A 15,795-nucleotide genomic window follows, 5' to 3' on the forward strand; every position below is an offset into this window, starting at 1 on the left:
AACGCGGCTGATATCTGCGCGCTGTAAGTTTTGCTAGTGGTTGGAAGCAGATGGCGCGGTTAAACTACCGACGCGGGCGAGGCTTGAGAGATTTTCTTCCTGCAAGTATGAAGCGGGTTTTTATCGCGGATACTTCCCCGAGTATTTCAGTTGGAGAAGATAGAACGTCGTCGAGTCGAAGTGTTGTTTTGAGGAGGAGTATATGGGTTGCATCGCGGTGGCGAAGCAGAGTATCTCTCTCGGATTGAGCATTGCTTTAGTCTTCACGGTTGGCCCGGGAGTCGGTAGCGGTATGGCGTATCAGGCGACTGCTCCTGCTGCTCCTGCGGCGAACGGGGCGGCGCCTGCGAGTTATCCCGGACAGGGCGCGCCGGCGACCACTGACGAGTTGCAGAGTCTCGTGGCGCCGATTGCTCTCTATCCGGATGCGCTGGTGGCGCAGATTTTGAGTGCTGCGACCTTTCCTGACCAGGTGGCGATTGCGAACTATTGGGTTCAGCAGAACAAGACTCTGACGGGGAGCGCTCTGACAACGGCGGTTGATAAACAGACGTGGGATCCGAGTGTGAAGGCGCTGACGCAGTTCCAGTCTGTGTTGAACGACATGGCGCAGAATCTCTCGTGGACGTCCTCGCTCGGTGAGGCGTATCACAATCAGCAGGCCGATGTGATGACGGCGATACAGACGTTGCGAGCGAAGGCGAAGTCGGCGGGCAATCTGAAGTCGGGCTCGCAGATCACTGTGGTGCAACAGGCTCCGCAGACCATAGTGATTCAGCCGACGAATCCGCAGGTTGTGTATGTTCCGGTGTACAACCCGACTGTTATCTATGGCACTCCTTACGTTGTTCCGGGTTACTCGACTGGGGATCTTGTGGCGGCTAGCGTTATTTCGTTTGGCGCGGGGCTGGCTGTTGGAGCGATGATGAGTAGCAGCTGGGGATACAGCAGCTGGAGCTGCAACTGGTACGGTGGTGCCGCTTATTATCACGGCGGAGCTTACTACGGGAACGATGCGTGGCATGGTGGCTACTATGGCTCGAGTGGGAGCGCCTATGGAGCGTATGGCAGTGCGCACTATGGCTCGGGCTATAACCCTTCGACTGGCACGTATGCGCGCGGCGCGTCTACATCGACGGCTTATGGTACGCAGAAGGTTGGACAGGCTTACAACCCATCGACCGGCGCTTACGGTGCGACACATCAGGGTTCGAATGCCACGTCGAACTGGGGGAGTTCTACGGTCTCGAAGAATGGGCAGACAGTGGATACACAGCACTACTCGAGTGCAGCAACCGGAAATGTTGGGACAGCCGAGAGCTCGAATGGAAACAAGTACGCCGCGGCTAATGGCAACGCTTATAAGGACACAGGGAGTGGCTGGGAGAAGGCGGGGTCGAGCTCCGATGCGGCACATGGCTGGGGAGGTAGTTCGTCGGCAGCAACACAATCGCATAGCAGCAGCTCGTTCAGCGGCTGGGGTAGTCATTCTGCTGATTCGGGTGGTGGCTGGGGCTCGCGCGCTTCGAGCTCTCGTGGCTGGGGAAGCAGTGGCGGCGGTGGTGGTGGATGGGGCGGCAGAGGCGGTGGTGGTGGTGGCGGAAGACGGTAGCGGACACGTTTCGAGAACGGCGATACAGGAATCACATTCACTGGAGGATCAAGCATGTTTTTTTTAGTCCGCAAACACACCGGTATTATGTGGTCCTGCTTGTCGCTGACGCTTGGTCTCGGTTTAGTGCTCTCTCTTACTGCATGCAACAAACAAGCGCCGGTCGAGGCTGGGCCGAAGACGTTTGCTTCGCCAGATGAGGCCAGTAAGGCCCTGGGGGATGCCGCTAAGGCGCATAGCAGGGATACGATTCTTGCGATCTTTGGGCCGGGTTCCGAGGAGATTATCTCCACTGGCGATGCCGCTGAAGATAAAGCGGCTGTCGATGGCTTTGCGCAGGCGTACCAGGTGATGAACCGATGGCGAAAGATGCAAGATGGCAGCGCAGTGCTGCTGGTGGGTGCAGATAATCAAGCCTTTCCTATACCGCTGATGAAGAATGCTGCGGGTGCGTGGTACTTCGATGTGCAGGCTGGGAAGAAGGAGATTCTGGCGCGGCGTATAGGCAGGGATGAGATTGCGGCTATCTATGTTTGTGGAGCGTTGGCGCAGTCGCAGGCGCAGTACTTCTCGCAGAAGCATGGTGGGGTGAAGCAGTACGCGCAGAAGTTCATCAGCGATGCGGGCCAGCAGAATGGCTTGTATTGGGAGTCGCCGGAGGGTGCTCCACGTAGCCCGCTTGGACCGCTGGTTGCGTTTGCATCGGACGAGGGGATCACGATCAAACCGGATAAAGCGCAGCCCTACTACGGTTATTTTTATCGCCGGCTGGACTCGCAAGGCGCGGATGCGAAGGGCGGCGCGAAGGCGTTTGTGGTGAATGGAAAGATGACTGGTGGATTCGCCTACCTTGCTTATCCGGCAAAGTATGGCGACTCGGGAATCAAGACGTTCATGATCAATCAGGATGATGTGGTCTTCGAGAAGGATCTTGGAACGGATACCGTGGATGCGGCAAAGAAAACGGCCTCGTTCAATCCCGACAAAACGTGGACTGCATTGCAGTAGTCGGTCGTTGAAGCAAATCGCCGTTAGCGATTGACGCTATTTGTCTTCAAGTGCCGCATCCTTCTCCACCTGGATATGCCTGGGTTGGCATGCGCTCTCAGCGACCAGCGATGGTTTTGGAGTTATGACCCGGCGATCGCGGCCGGAGGCGGTTTAGTTGATGGATGTCCATGCAGAGCAGATAGAGAGCTGCAAGGATGGAGACTGTAGAGACTGCTGCAACGAAGTCGTTTAACATGATCGTCCTCCTTCGCAGGCCAAGTTCACAACTGCCTTCACCCTATAAAGCGGAAAGGGCAGCAAATTCGTGCCATGGCGCATCGGTCTGACGCCAGCGCGATGCTTCCGCTTCTCTGGGGTAGAGGAAAGTTGGAATTCGGTTCTGAATGAGATTCACAGTTCCAGGCGGATGTGGCATTCTTATGTCTGGCAGCCGACATTAGCTGTCATCGCTGAATGTTGCGACTCTGTTTTGCCCTTTTGCATGGACGGCAGAGATGAGCAGTGACGAATCTGCAGAGGTTGACCGTTCGGAGTGCTGCCTGGTGCCTGAAAGTCCGACTCCATTCAACGCCGCCGCCTTTCTTGCCCAAGCGGGCCTGGGGAAGAAGATCGTGCGTTTTCGCAAGGGTGCAAAGATCTTTTCGCAGGGCGATATTGGGTCCAGCATCTTCTACATTCAACAGGGCAAGGCGAGACTTACTGTCATCTCGGAGATTGGCAAGCAGGTCACGCTGGCGATCCTGAATGCGGGAGATTTTGTGGGTCAGGAGTGCCTGCCTGCGGGACACCAACTCCACATTGCTTCAGCGACAGCCCTGACCGAGTCTGTGATGCTTCGCATTGGCCGCAATGAGATGATTCGCGTCCTTCACGATGAACAGATTATGTCGGAGTTTTTTGTTGCGTATCTCCTAGAGCGGACGAGTCGCATTCAGGATGACCTGATCGATCAGTTGTTTAACTCCACGGAGAAGCGGCTCGCACGGACGCTGCTGAATATGGCGAACTTCGGTAAGCTCAACGAGCCGGAGACAAATGTTCCGAAGATCAGCCAAGAGGCTCTTGCGTCGATCATCGGTTGCACGCGCAGTCGCGTAAATCTGTTCATGAATCGGTTTCGCAAGGCGGGATACATCGAGTACAACGGAGATATCAAGGTCAACCGCTCTCTGCTGAACGTTCTTCTCCACGATGCCGACCCGGCGATTCGCGAAAGATCGGCTGTGAAACCGCAGAAAGCACACGAGATATCTCCCAAGCCTAAGAAGACGAGGAAATAATCGATCGTTGTTCTTAACCGGACAGCTAGTCAAAATTTCAGGTGAAATGCTTGGATGGTGAAGACCGGGCATGTTTTCAAAAGGAGATGGCCATGCTAGACGACAAGCTCTCTGTGCTTCTGGTTGACGATAATATTTCGATACTGAAGTTGTACTCCGCCCTGCTTCAGTCGATCGGCTACATTGTTCAGACTGCCGGAAATGGTGTGGAAGCTCTTCAATCTTTACGCGAACATATCCCCGATCTCATTGTGTCTGATCTCGATATGCCTGTGATGTCAGGCTTTGAACTGCTGTCGATTGTCCGGCGGAGGTTTCCGTTTGTGCAGGTGGTTGCGATGAGCGGCGCTTTTGCGGAGAGCAGCATTCCCGCTGGCCTGTGTGCCGATGCGTTTTATCCGAAGGGCAAGAACAGCCCAGCGGTTCTGCTCGACCTCCTGACGGATGTAATGACGCGGGAGCGGATGGAGAGTCCTCGCTCTGCAGACGCGACGCCTCCTTTCTGGACGGCGAAGATTCCTTACGAGGGTGCTGATAGCTTTTCGATACTGCTGGCGTGTCCTGACTGTTTTCGCTCCTTCCCAAACGGCTTTGTGGAGGCGAATCCTCTTCTGGTTCAAAAGACGAAGTGCATCTACTGCGGCGGCCATATCAGATACTCCGTGATCGACACGCCAATCACTCATTTTCCTTTCAATCTCAAGGTTTCAACTGTGGTGCAATAAGCTGGAACTTGCATGAAGACCTTGTTTTTGTCGCTATCGAGCAGGAAAGGACGATATGCACGAGACCAGTAAGTGCCGAATCGAAATGATGCTGATCGACCTGGTTGAAGATGCGTTAGTCAAGTTGAATGGTCACCAACAACGATCGGTCAAACGTGTGAACGACGCCCATATGGGGTTGATCACTGCAAGGGCGCTTTGGGAGAAGCACAAGGTAGAGTGCCCGGTTTGCTGCAGGCAGCTGGTCAACTAGGTGGAGTGACTGTCTGGCGGACTTATGCGATAGATCGGCTGGCTTTGCGGCGGAATTGGCGTGGGCGGCCTTTTGACAGCAGACTATGTGCGCTAATTGCGGGCCTTGAGCGTTTTTCTTCGGGCGGAATCAAAGAACGTCTGTTTGGGGACAGGACCCGCTTTTATTGACCGCGTAAAGTGGAAAAGATTTACCACTATTGCGCCGATTCGCGGAAACAAACGGCATCCAAGATAGTAGCAACGATACGTCTGTACATGTTGAAAACAAAGAATGACGGGGGTTTTCGCGGCAACGGCACCCAACGTGCAACTGTGCAAGATGTAGCACACACTGCGATCTTGAAGGGAGGCAACATATGGCAGCGATCACACTTTTTACATGCCTTTGCGGAGTACAGAAGAAAACAAGCAACCACTGGGTGCTGGCCAAGGTTACGTCGCGTGGCATTACGTTTATGCCATGGGATACCGATCTTGCGATGAGTCGGGACATTGTCATTCTTTGCGGGGAGGGTTGCGCGGCATCCTTGTTGAGCCGTTCGCTCGGCGACTGGAAGCGACCTGTTGCAAGCGTGTCTGAACCCGTGACCGGAATAGAGCTCGAGCTGGCAGTAGCCTAGATGGTGGGCTGCTCGGATCCCTTACGGGATGCCCTTGTCTGCGCGCGATCTATGCAGACCCGGGCGCGGTAGTTCTGGGCGCGGTAGTTTTCGAGTTCGGAGGCGGCGGGCGCGGGGGCCGCGAAGTATGACTATCCTGCGGCTTGGGTGTTTGCGCTCGGCTTCGATTTTATTTCGATTGATTGTTCCAATTGACTATGACGATGTTCGCTTGACCGTTTCGTCTGGAAATTGCGTTGAAGCTTGAGTACGCTTCAAGGCAAAGAACGAGGGCGATGCGATGAGTGCAGATTCGAAGGTGGATGCGAAGAGACTGTCAGGTGCGTTAGCGGAAGATCGCACAGAGATGGCAGCGTTGCGGGTCGGATTGGCGATCGATCGGACGACGCTGGCTTGGATTCGAACGACACTTGGAATGTCGAGCTTTGGACTTGGGATGATCGGCTTCTTTCGCGCTGCTCGCGAACATGCCGAGACGCCTGAGAGCGTTCGGCTGCACGAGGGCGCGATTCACTTCGGCGTGCTTCTGGTGTCGATTGGTGTGGTTGCTTCGGTGCTGGTAGCGATCTCGCATGTGTCGATGCTTCGGAAGCTGCTCGCAGGTGAGATACCGGTGCCGGCTGCGTGGCCACTGAGCATTACGATCTGCCTGCTGCTTTCGCTGCTGGCTGTTGCGGGGCTTTGGGTAGTGTTTCGTGGGTAGGACTACTGCTTCGGCTCGGGGATTGGTGGCGTGACGCTTTCGACGATGACGCCTTCGGTCTCGAAGTGGGTGACGCGGTGGTTGGTGGTGTGACCCATGAAGATCGCCTTCTTGAGGAGGGTGATGAGAGGACGAGAGGTCTCGGGAAACCAGCGGTCGGAGGATTGATCCCAGTCGACGGCGAGGTTGTAGGTGGCATCGCATTTGGGACAGGTGAGAGGCGCTTCGAGCCAACGCTGGAAGGATCCGGTGGTGAGCTTGCGGACGGGGTCGGTGCCGGAACGGATGGCTGCTATGCGGAGATTCATCGCTAAGGACAGCGTAGCATTCGGGGTGTCAGGTGCGTGAGGGCCTGGGCCATGTTGGCTGGATGGCGGTGTTTTGCGCGGCGATGAACTTCCATTGATCACCCGCTTTGAGGGCGACGTACTTCATACGTGATTTGAGAACTCCGGGAGTGGTGGGTGCGATACCGGGAGCGAGGGTGTTGAAGCGTGAGAGGTCATAATCGGTTTCGATGACGGCGATGTTGGGAGCCGGTTCGGTGATCTTGCGAATCGCGATCCTGATGTGGCTGCCTTTGTAGGGGCCGCCGAGAATGAAGACGTGCTGGCGGGCGATTTCATCGCGGCCCTGAAAGACGTCACCGAGGACGTTGACGTAGTCTGCGTCGTCGGTGAAGACGGAGGCCCAGGCGAGGCCGTCTCCCGCGTTCCAGGCGGTCTCCTGATCGTGGATGATTTGCTCGAGGATGAGGCCGGCGTTAGACATTGGACTCCTTGGCGACGGTAGAGACGTAGGATGTGCGGATGCTGCGGAATCAAGGGTACACCCTGGATGGATTCGGGGCGCTTATGGCTGGTGGACTGCAAATACAACTGCAACGGCAAATACGGGGGTCCTTCGCTTCGCTCAGGATGACGGCTCAAAAAGGGTGGCTTGAAAGATGGCGACGTTGACGTGAAAGAAGTTGACGATTGATCAGAGAAGACCGTTAGAGTTCGGAGAAGACGAGGCAGACTCGGCCGACGATGTAATCGCCAGGGGTTTCGTGGGTGGCGAGAGGAAGGAGCTGGACCGGGAAGTCGCGTGAGTAGGGGCGGAGGATGAGACGGCCCTCGTCGAAGTCGACGAAGCGCAGAAGGAGAGCGACGCCACAACGGACGGCGTAGAGGGTGGGCTGGTGGGCGCGATAGGGAGCGAGTGAGTTGTAGTGACGGTCGAGTACGGCGATGGCTCCGGGGGATAGAAGCGGGTCCATGGCGGCGGATTGCTGGGTGTCGGCGCGGATGGCCAGGAAGCGCTGCCAGTGGGCGTGACGGGTGGAGGGGCGGGCGCGGTTGTCGTGGAGGCGGGAGGCGGAGACCTGAATGGTCTCTATGATGGAGGAGGGAGAGATGCGGGCGTCATCCATGGCGGCCGAGGGGGAGACGACGGGGATGATCTCGATGGGATCGCTGGTCTGGATGGGTGAGGGGCTAGCTGCAGCGGCGGCGAGATCGAGGGGCAGAATCTGGTCGACGGACAGATTTTGGGAGGCGAGGACGCGGTCGAGGCCTTCGAGCGAGAGGGAGCGCCTGCCATTGAGGAAGTTAGAGATATGGGCCTGCTGAAATCCGGCCTGCTGAGCGATGCGGCTACCGGTAAGGGTGCCTCGTTCGATTCGCCGGACGAGTTCGAGCCGGAGGAGTTCGTGGAGGTCTTGAAAGTTCATACTAAAGGATTTCCATTGTGGTCCATATCATTTGACAAGGCGAATATATAGCGAAGTATTAGCTTGATGCAATAAGTTATTTGCCCATCGTACTGCTAATGGGGGATTTACGAGGCCTATTTGCCTGAGGAAAGATTCAGGTTGACAGTAGTTTTGTCGAAAGCTATAACCTTGAGACTTTCCATTATGGGAAACAGAGCTGCAAAGGAGCCGCAACGTTGTTTGCAAGAGCAAGAGAGCAACTGCAATCTGGGGCCCGAGTGGATGGGATGTAGGGTGGATTCAATTTTTCCCAAGGTACTACAAGCGCACTGAACAACGACAGATGAATGCCGGCGCGTGATTGACGGAGCCATAGAGCTCTGCGAACAGGCGGGCGGCGTTCCATAACAGCTCGGGCAAGCCCACTCGACCATAGAAGAAAATCGAGGCTTGCCGGGGAGAATCACGCCTTGAAAGGGAACAAAGTGAACTACTTGCGCATGGAACTGAAGGTATGTGAAGGGTGTGGAGCGCTTTGGCTCCGCAAGGGAGCAGACGGTGTGTACTGCCGGGGCTGCGCTGGCCGACTGGCGGAGTTTCCTGCACCGCGAGGCAAACATGCTGGGGGCCGGAGACGGCCATTGGCACGGGTCTTGGGATGTACAGCGGCGGTGGGAGTAGCTGGAGGTGCGCGATGAGTGCAGCTTTGGTAATTCTTCCTGTTGTCTGGGCTACGGCTGCGCCTTCGCGTTTGAAGACGCTGCCTGAGGTGGTTGAGCAGAAGAAGACGGCACCGGAGTTGGCGTTCTACCGGAAGTATACGGAAGGAATGCTGCGCCGGTATGTGAAGCTGTCGATGGAGGCGGGACGAGCGCCTTCGCTGCTGGGCCGGGAGATGTTTCGCGGAAAGGTGACGAACTATCGCGTGCAGAGCTTCGAAGATGTGGTGATCTTCGTGCACGACGTAGAGAGCTGCCTGAAAAAACTCGACGAAGGACAACAACATCTGGTGAGACGGATCGCCCTGCAGGAGTTTACGCAGACTGAGACGGCTGGCTTGCTGGGGTTGAGCCTGAGGACAGTGCACCGGCGGTATGCGGATGCGCTGGATGAGCTGACGGAGATCTTCCTGGAACGAAACCTGTTGGAGCCTTCCAAAGCAAGCCAGGAAGCGGGAACCGTACTCTAACCCTTGTTTCATTTGCTGTTATTTCTGTCTTGAGGTTGGCGTAGGAGCAATGCGCCAGCTGCTATCTGGTAAGGCATCAAAATTGAACGGGAGAGCGCCTCGTAGCCGCTCTCCCGTTTTGCTTTTTTTTGTGATTACGGTCGAGATTGAGATGCTTCGACGCAGCCCCGGAAAGTTGTCAAGAGGGCGATTGTGTATGTTTCGATGTAAGTAACTGTTTCGATTACAGATATTTTCTTTGCAAAGTTGGCGTATTAGTTATGCGCCAGTTGGTATTCTGGAATGGTAGTAAAGGTTGAGACGGGAGAGCGCCTGGCGGCTGCTCTCCCGTTTGCTTTTGAGAGAATGGTCGAGATTGAGGCGTTTCAAGGCTGCAACAAAAAGTTGTCAAGAGGGCGAATCTGTTGATTTCGATATAAGTAACTGTTTCGATTACAGATAATTCTTTTGCAAAGCTGGCGCATTAGTTATGTGCCAGTTGGTATTCTGAAAAGGTAGTAAAGATTGAGACGGGAGAGCGCCTGATGGCTGCTCTCCCGTTTGTTTTTGGGAGGAGACCAGGTGGAACGGAAGCGGGTGGCAGGTCGGTTTGTGCGTGAGGGGTTGGACGGGGTTAGCGGTGCCCAGACGGCGGAGAGTAAGATCTCGGCTGCTGGTGGACCGCGGCCCAATTCCTGTAGGACGTTTACACGAGCGAAGGTGGCGGAGGCGCTGCCGGAGATCGTGGATCGGTTTGTAGAGGAGGCCAAGAAGGGCAGCATTGCGCATGCGAAGATGCTGACCAATCTGGGTGGGCTGGACAAGGGAGAGATGCCCGCACGGAAGAAGCGGCGCGGCAAGAGCGCTGTGGGGAAGCTGCTTGAAAGTCTGTCGAGACAACCGGAGAAGTAGGTAAGAGAAATTCCTGGGCGGTTGGGTGTTGTCCTGGTGCTTTCGGGACAATGTGGCGGGCTTCGTTGGACAGAGTGGTTGAAAAACAAGGCGACCGCTCTGTCGGCGGAGCGAGGGTAGGTGTGCGTGTTGGGCTTTAGAAAATAGAGGAGGTGCAATGGGACACTCGGAAGGGCTTCATCGGCGAAGTTTCGGGCTTGGTGGATTACCGGAACGGACGAGCGGCAGGGATGGTTTGCGAGGTGCGGCCGGCTTGCAGATGCGGGCGATGGCGGTGGAATTTCCGGTGGTGCATGGACATCCGAACCGGTTGCCGTTTGAAGGTGTGTTGACGCTGGTGGATGTGGCCAGCGACAAGGCTCCAAGTGGATCGCGTGGGCATCGTGTGGTGCTGACTCGATCAGCCGCGGAGACTGCGCTGCCGAGTCTGTTGGGTATGGCTGTCGATTACAAGGCGGGGTGGGATGGTCATGATGCAAGGCAGAAGTGCGGCATTATTACTTCGGCTGAGATCGACGGGCAAAAGCTGACGGTGGCGGGTTATCTCTTTGCGCGGGACTTTCCGGAGATGGAGGCGAAGATCCAGGTAGATGGCGCGATGGGGATGAGCTATGAGCTGGCGGATGCGCATGTGGCGGATATGCGGGCTCAGGTCTGGACTCTGACTCGGGCGACGTTTACCGGCGCGGCGATTTTGCTGCGAGAGAAGGCGGCTTATCGGAGCACCAGCTTCAATCTGAAGCGACCGGGGAATGCCGGGCGACGGGTGGCCGTGGCTCGGTAGTTGGTGCCGCTACGTGGAAGAGGCTGAAGCGAAGACGGGTTGTTTACTGCTGTGTGGATGCTGCAGTGGTGTTGGTGTGTTGTAGCGAAGAACAGGCAACGAGAGTATGAGGAGATGGAATGAGTTTCGTGAGCGTGATGGAGACGATCGGTAAAGGTTTTGCAAAGGGGCTGAAGTGGGCGGTAGAGTATGCCGTTCCAGTAGAGAGGCTGGCGGGATTACTGTTTCCTGCGGCTGCTCCGGTCGCAAACGAGGTAGCCGATGCTACTTCACTGATACAGACGGCGGTGCTGTTGGTGGAGCAGAAATATGCAGCTTCCGGTGTGCAGGATGGGACCGGCGCGCAGAAGCTTTCAGAGGTGATGCTGCTGACGGAGCAGTCCGTTGCTGCGTTGTTGGGGAAGGCTGGGATCACGGCAGATAGTACCTATATCTCTAATGTGATTTCTGCTGTGGTCGCGATTCTGAATGTGCAGAATGGCCAGAGCTCTGCAGGCACCGCAACAAGCGCAGCCTAGACGAGGTTCAGTGGGTGGACTGATTGATGCAAGAGAAAGGCGAGGAAGCGATGGAGATGGAGATGAAAGACGAACTGGGAAGCACAGTGGAACGGTTGGCTGCGGCAGCCGGTTTGCTCGAGCAGGCAGTAGAACGGCTGGCACAACGACAGAGCGATTTCGCGCTGGATGCGGAGGCTTCGATTGGCCGGATTGTAGCTATGGTTGAGAGACAGCGTGAGGCTGAGCTTGAAGAGAAGCTGGCTGCGGCTGAAGCTCAGATCGCAGAGCTAAAGGCTGCCGCGGCGCATTCTGTACCTGCGGAGGTTACACATGGGCGGAAGACTCTTCCTGCGTCCATGGTTAACCTGTTGGCGAAGCAGGGTGTAACGGTCGATGCGATGGAGGCGGGAGCGGTGGATGCTGCTCTTGTGAGCTTGAGCATTGAACAGAGGATCGCTGTGAAGTCTCAGTTGATGCAGGCTGGCTTGCTGGGTTAACGTTCGCGCAGTCCGAGTGTGAGGCAGGGTTCGGGCTGAATCGTCATTGGTGTTAGCAGGTGCAGCTTCGGCTGCACCTTTTTGTTTGAAAGGGAGAAAGATGAACGCGAAATTTACCTATATTCATGGCGCAGCGGACTTCATTGGGCCTGGCGCGATTGAAGTTCCGACGTACCAGACAGAGATTCTAGACATTGTTCGACGCCGGGGGATTTTTGGACAGAGGATTAAGCAGGTACCAGCTACGGGCCATCCTTCACGCTACTTCGAAGAGACTGCAATTCCGTCGCCTGCCGCGGGTACGGGCTTTGTAGACCCGCGCAACATTATTGCTCCTCTTGTGAGCCCAACACGCGTGGAGAACAGCGTTCCGTTGAAGGCCCTGGTTGCGCAGATCAACTACAACCTGTTCGATATGGAGTTGGGTCAGCAGCAGAGTCAGTTTGCATATCTGCAAGCGAAAGACCTTGCCGATACTGTCGATGGCGTTTTGCGCACGCATGACGTTGCGCTGTGGAATGGCACTGACACCAGTTTGAGCTCGCCTACGACTCCACAGTATTTTGGAGCCGGCGCGCAGATTGCCGCAGGTGGAAATACTGTTTCGATCGGCACGAATGCGAGCATTGTTGACGGTCTCAAGTCGACGATTGCACAGATGGTTTCGAACAGCTCGTTCGGAGTTCGTCCCACTGCGATCTATGCGAATCCCGTACTGCTGGATCTGATCGATCGCGAGATGAAGGCCGAGTTCAACGTAGTGTTGAACTCGAAGGAGATTGCGGCGGGCCTTACTGTGAAGACGCTTTCGACGCAGGCTGGAGATATTCCTCTGATTCCTGAGTGGACGTTGAGCTTTGCGGGTACCCCCGGTTCGGGTTCGGCTGTGCTTCCGGCTTACATCGTTACCGAAGACCTGATCGAATATCACTGGCTGAGCGATCCGAATCCGCGAATCTTCCAACTTGGAGTCCCTGGTTCGCTGGCTTCGCAGTACGTTGTCGTGAAGTTCGGCGGCGTAGTTGTGAAGGGTGCGAGCTATGCGCACTATCAGGTCCTAGTCGACCGCTAGGTGTGAGGCCAGACCAACGGATGCGCCGAATCGAGGGGCCAAGGCTGAAATCCTGGCGTGCTTAGATGCGGTTGTAGATCTAGAGCTGTGAGCTGGTTACAGGGACCGGTATTTTGTGCCGGTCCCTGTTGCTTTTTGAGAGGAGCTTGCGATGGGTTATTTGTTGCCGACGGAGTATGTGCAGTACGGCCTGACGGCGGAGACGACGGATGATTGGGTGACGATGGCCTCTGCACTGATAGAGGCTTATTGCCGGCGGCCGAGCTTGTTGGGTACGCAGTATGTGGAGCGGATGCGGCTGACGGCTGGAGCGCAGACGGTTCGGCTGAGCTATCGTCCGCTGGCTGCGGCAGTGGGGGCGGCTTCTGCACTGGTTGGGATACGAGTTCGGTTCGGGAAGAAGAGACGAGGAGAGCTGCCCGATCCGTTTCGCGAGGAGATCGCGCGGGCTTTTAGTGTTTCGGGAAGCTGGAGCTCGCTGGATGTGACAACGGTGGATGTAAACGAGACGACAGCAGAGCTGACATTTCCGACGAACTTTCTCGGATTGGATTACAACGAGGTCGAGGTGACGTATACGTCGGGGCTGGAGACGATTCCCGATGCGGTGAAGGTTGCGTGCGTGCAGATTGTGAAGAATGCGCAGGCGACGCCGGCGATGAATGTGAAGTCGAGCAAGATGGACACGATGCAGATGCAGTACTTCAGCGGGTCTCTGATTGATCCGCAGGTGCAACTGTTGCTGAAGCCTTATGTGGCGGAGAGGCTGGGGTGAGGCGATGGGAGAGTTGCGGGATGCGTCGATCATAGCGCAGCGGGCGGCGGATGTTCTGCTGCGATGCGGGGGCGGAAGGTCAGTGTTACTGCGTATGCCAGTACCGGCCAGCGCGGGAGACACGACAGAACAACTGGGGCTGGCGGTTCCTTCGTTTCAGGATGTGGTTTTGGAGCCTGTGGTGTTTCGGAAGGCGCGAGCAACCATGGCTGATGGGAAGGCGGCGAAGAGTGAGCTGATGGTTTCGGCGACGGCGGTGAATGCACTGGTGGGGTCGATGGGTTATTCGGCTGCAAATGTGTTGTTTGCCACGGCGTCTGGCGTGCTGATCGACGAAGTGCTGATGGAGATTGAATCGGCTACGGAGTCGGAGGTGGGAGGCGCTACCTACGTGTATCGGCTGGTGCTGCGCGCTCCACTGGCATTGATGGTTTAGTTGCGACGTAAATAACACCAGAAAGGTTACATATAAATGCAGAATGCTAGGGATACGTTTTATGTCATGCTGCGCGACAGGCTGGCGGCGATAAGTCCGGCTCGAACAATGGTGTTGCGTGGAGTAACGCGGCCTGGCGTGCTGGTGGAGGAGAACGAGCTGGCTTCTGCGGCTATGCCGGTGAATGTGTTTTGTCTGCAGTGGGCAGGGCTTAGCGTGGACACGCAGGGCGCGTTACCGCTGGTGACGATGGTGTGTGAGATACGGTATGCGACCGACGGAGACTCCGGCAATGGAGGGATGGATCGGGGGCGGCTGTTGTCGGGAATGGATGCGGAGCTGGTGGCGGCATTGGGTGCGGTGCCGCATCATGCGATGAAGATGAACTATGTCGGCGCAGCGGGTGGGTCGGGGTTGGCACCAGTGGCGATGGCGACGAATGTCTTCTGGAATGATGCGACGTTTGGAGCTGCGGTGGCGAATGGAGAGCGAGTGGAGCGGGTGGCGACGGTCGAGGTCTTCAGCTACCAGGAAGCGGGTGAGCTGTGAGTACGACGGTGACGGCAGTTAGTCTGGTGGCGGCGGTGGCTCCGGTGGCGCGGCGAGTGAGAGCTTATTTCGCACCGGTGAATCGGGATGCGGGAGTGCCTACGTTATTTGACGCGGCGCAGATGGGGGCGTTCGCTCTGAGTGCTCCACCTGCGCCCTGGGTCGATCTGGGATGGTGCTCGAATTTTGTCCGGAAGAGTGCGACGAAGATTGGAGCGCTCACGACTGGGGCGCCAGCGGTAGTGCAGAGCCAGGTCGTAACGCAGTTGGAAGCGACGGTGCAACTTGAGTTTGCAAGTTGGGGGAAGCTGCAACTGGCGTTGGCAGCGGGGTCGCAGCAGATGAACTTGTTGCAGACTGCGAATGGTGCGGCAGCGAATGGAAGTGGCGGGGTGGCGGGGACGGCGACTCAACTGCTGGCGGGGTCTACTGCGACTTCGTTGAATGTGGGGACGACGGCGGCGGCCCAGTTTCAGGTTGGCGAGCTTGTGGCAGTCGATGAGGACTATGTCGCGCAGACGGGGTTTGTAGGGAGTGGTGTGAGTGCAGCTTATGTCAGTTCGCCTGCTTCAGTGGCAAATGATATCAACTACATTCGCCGGGTGACGTTGAATGTGGGACGCATCGTGGAGATCGCGAATGGCAGATTGCAGTTGGGTGCTGCGCTGCTGGCAGGCGCTCCGCCGAGTGGAATGCAGGTGAGTCCGCTGGTGGGTTTTGTGGACCGCGAGGGCGGAGGGTTCTTTCAAGAGTGGTCGGGGTTGTTTGTGATGGATGGGGAGCAGGGTGATCGGGTGATCTATCACTACCCAAGGTTGCAGGCGATGCAAGGTTCGGCGGAGATGGTGGAGGAACTGGCAGGGCCGATGGAGCGCGTGAAGCTGGCGGGCGCGTTTCGGGCGCTGCCCGTGAAGGATGCGAATGACGGCGAGACTGTTTTGTGTTTTCGCAGTTATCTGCCGGGGGCTATGCGGGCAGTTTGAGGTTTGGGTGGCTGTCGCAGTGGTGAATTGAGATTTATACGAGCACCTAAAGCTAACGAACTTTGATTCGTATGGCACGGAAGAAGAATTTCCACTGCTGCGACGAAGGCGATTCGGCAGCGGTGGCTGACACACAGATGGTTAATGGGCGGGAGTCAGCTGCACGATCGCGACGATGCCGCTGTATGTGCGGTCGAGTGTGGCAGCTTTGCCCTGA

At 56.6% G+C, this 15,795-nt stretch carries 20 protein-coding genes; 16 read left to right on the plus strand and 4 right to left on the minus strand.

The window, feature by feature from the left end:
* Positions 1–202 precede the first annotated feature (202 nt).
* The gene (locus RBB82_RS10240; RefSeq protein WP_433975027.1) at positions 203–1,612 is read left to right on the plus strand and encodes a DUF3300 domain-containing protein; all 1,410 of its coding nucleotides are present in this window, start codon (positions 203–205) and stop codon (positions 1,610–1,612) included.
* A gap of 54 nt (positions 1,613–1,666) precedes the next feature.
* On the plus strand, positions 1,667–2,620 hold the full coding sequence (locus tag RBB82_RS10245; RefSeq protein WP_433975028.1) for a DUF2950 domain-containing protein: 954 nt from the start codon (positions 1,667–1,669) through the stop codon (positions 2,618–2,620).
* 97 nt (positions 2,621–2,717) lie between these two features.
* Here RBB82_RS10245 and RBB82_RS10250 read toward each other — a convergent pair whose 3' ends face one another.
* Positions 2,718–2,858 (minus strand): hypothetical protein, encoded by a 141-nt coding sequence (locus RBB82_RS10250; protein ID WP_433975029.1) that lies wholly within the window; start codon positions 2,856–2,858, stop codon positions 2,718–2,720.
* A 259-nt stretch (positions 2,859–3,117) separates the two neighbouring features.
* Between RBB82_RS10250 and RBB82_RS10255 the strand changes: the two genes are divergently transcribed.
* The 4 genes from RBB82_RS10255 (at position 3,118) to RBB82_RS10270 (ending at position 6,206) form a co-directional block, all read left to right on the plus strand.
* Positions 3,118–3,903, plus strand: coding sequence for a Crp/Fnr family transcriptional regulator (locus tag RBB82_RS10255; protein WP_433975030.1), 786 nt, complete (start codon positions 3,118–3,120; stop codon positions 3,901–3,903).
* Between the two features lie 92 nt (positions 3,904–3,995).
* Positions 3,996–4,628, plus strand: coding sequence for a response regulator (locus RBB82_RS10260; RefSeq protein WP_433975031.1), 633 nt, complete (start codon positions 3,996–3,998; stop codon positions 4,626–4,628).
* A gap of 611 nt (positions 4,629–5,239) precedes the next feature.
* The gene (locus RBB82_RS10265) at positions 5,240–5,503 is read left to right on the plus strand and encodes a hypothetical protein (RefSeq protein WP_433975032.1); all 264 of its coding nucleotides are present in this window, start codon (positions 5,240–5,242) and stop codon (positions 5,501–5,503) included.
* Between the two features lie 280 nt (positions 5,504–5,783).
* On the plus strand, positions 5,784–6,206 hold the full coding sequence (locus tag RBB82_RS10270; protein ID WP_433975033.1) for a YidH family protein: 423 nt from the start codon (positions 5,784–5,786) through the stop codon (positions 6,204–6,206).
* A 2-nt stretch (positions 6,207–6,208) separates the two neighbouring features.
* Here the strand turns inward: RBB82_RS10270 and RBB82_RS10275 are convergent, their stop codons facing one another.
* From RBB82_RS10275 to RBB82_RS10285, 3 genes are all read right to left on the minus strand, one after another.
* The gene (locus tag RBB82_RS10275; protein ID WP_433975034.1) at positions 6,209–6,514 is read right to left on the minus strand and encodes a hypothetical protein; all 306 of its coding nucleotides are present in this window, start codon (positions 6,512–6,514) and stop codon (positions 6,209–6,211) included.
* A gap of 28 nt (positions 6,515–6,542) precedes the next feature.
* A complete protein-coding gene (locus tag RBB82_RS10280) occupies positions 6,543–6,977 on the minus strand; it encodes an SgcJ/EcaC family oxidoreductase (protein WP_433975035.1) in 435 nt (144 codons plus the stop codon).
* A gap of 223 nt (positions 6,978–7,200) precedes the next feature.
* Positions 7,201–7,920, minus strand: coding sequence for a hypothetical protein (locus RBB82_RS10285; RefSeq protein WP_433975036.1), 720 nt, complete (start codon positions 7,918–7,920; stop codon positions 7,201–7,203).
* Positions 7,921–8,596: 676 nt separating this feature from the next.
* Here RBB82_RS10285 and RBB82_RS10290 point away from each other — a divergent pair.
* The 10 genes from RBB82_RS10290 (at position 8,597) to RBB82_RS10335 (ending at position 15,578) form a co-directional block, all read left to right on the plus strand.
* The gene (locus RBB82_RS10290) at positions 8,597–9,091 is read left to right on the plus strand and encodes a sigma factor-like helix-turn-helix DNA-binding protein (protein WP_433975037.1); all 495 of its coding nucleotides are present in this window, start codon (positions 8,597–8,599) and stop codon (positions 9,089–9,091) included.
* A gap of 561 nt (positions 9,092–9,652) precedes the next feature.
* Positions 9,653–9,982, plus strand: coding sequence for a hypothetical protein (locus RBB82_RS10295; protein WP_433975038.1), 330 nt, complete (start codon positions 9,653–9,655; stop codon positions 9,980–9,982).
* 157 nt (positions 9,983–10,139) lie between these two features.
* Entirely contained in the window at positions 10,140–10,766 is a 627-nt protein-coding gene (locus RBB82_RS10300; RefSeq protein ID WP_433975039.1) for a hypothetical protein, read from the plus strand.
* Positions 10,767–10,885: 119 nt separating this feature from the next.
* Positions 10,886–11,284 carry a hypothetical protein gene (locus RBB82_RS10305; protein ID WP_433975040.1) on the plus strand — a complete coding sequence of 133 codons (399 nt, stop codon included), beginning with the start codon at positions 10,886–10,888 and terminating at the stop codon, positions 11,282–11,284.
* 26 nt (positions 11,285–11,310) lie between these two features.
* A complete protein-coding gene (locus tag RBB82_RS10310) occupies positions 11,311–11,763 on the plus strand; it encodes a hypothetical protein (RefSeq protein ID WP_433975041.1) in 453 nt (150 codons plus the stop codon).
* Positions 11,764–11,863: 100 nt separating this feature from the next.
* On the plus strand, positions 11,864–12,835 hold the full coding sequence (locus tag RBB82_RS10315) for a hypothetical protein (protein WP_433975042.1): 972 nt from the start codon (positions 11,864–11,866) through the stop codon (positions 12,833–12,835).
* Between the two features lie 151 nt (positions 12,836–12,986).
* Positions 12,987–13,610, plus strand: coding sequence for a hypothetical protein (locus RBB82_RS10320; protein WP_433975043.1), 624 nt, complete (start codon positions 12,987–12,989; stop codon positions 13,608–13,610).
* Positions 13,588–14,046 carry a hypothetical protein gene (locus tag RBB82_RS10325; protein ID WP_433975044.1) on the plus strand — a complete coding sequence of 153 codons (459 nt, stop codon included), beginning with the start codon at positions 13,588–13,590 and terminating at the stop codon, positions 14,044–14,046. Before RBB82_RS10320 ends, RBB82_RS10325 begins: the two co-directional genes overlap by 23 nt.
* Positions 14,047–14,082: 36 nt before the next feature.
* A complete protein-coding gene (locus RBB82_RS10330; protein WP_433975045.1) occupies positions 14,083–14,595 on the plus strand; it encodes a hypothetical protein in 513 nt (170 codons plus the stop codon).
* Positions 14,592–15,578 carry a hypothetical protein gene (locus RBB82_RS10335; RefSeq protein WP_433975046.1) on the plus strand — a complete coding sequence of 329 codons (987 nt, stop codon included), beginning with the start codon at positions 14,592–14,594 and terminating at the stop codon, positions 15,576–15,578. The genes RBB82_RS10330 and RBB82_RS10335 overlap by 4 nt, the downstream gene beginning before the upstream one ends.
* Positions 15,579–15,795 lie beyond the last annotated feature (217 nt).

This window comes from Tunturiibacter lichenicola, assembly GCF_051013355.1.
Lineage (GTDB): Bacteria > Acidobacteriota > Terriglobia > Terriglobales > Acidobacteriaceae > Edaphobacter > Edaphobacter lichenicola_F.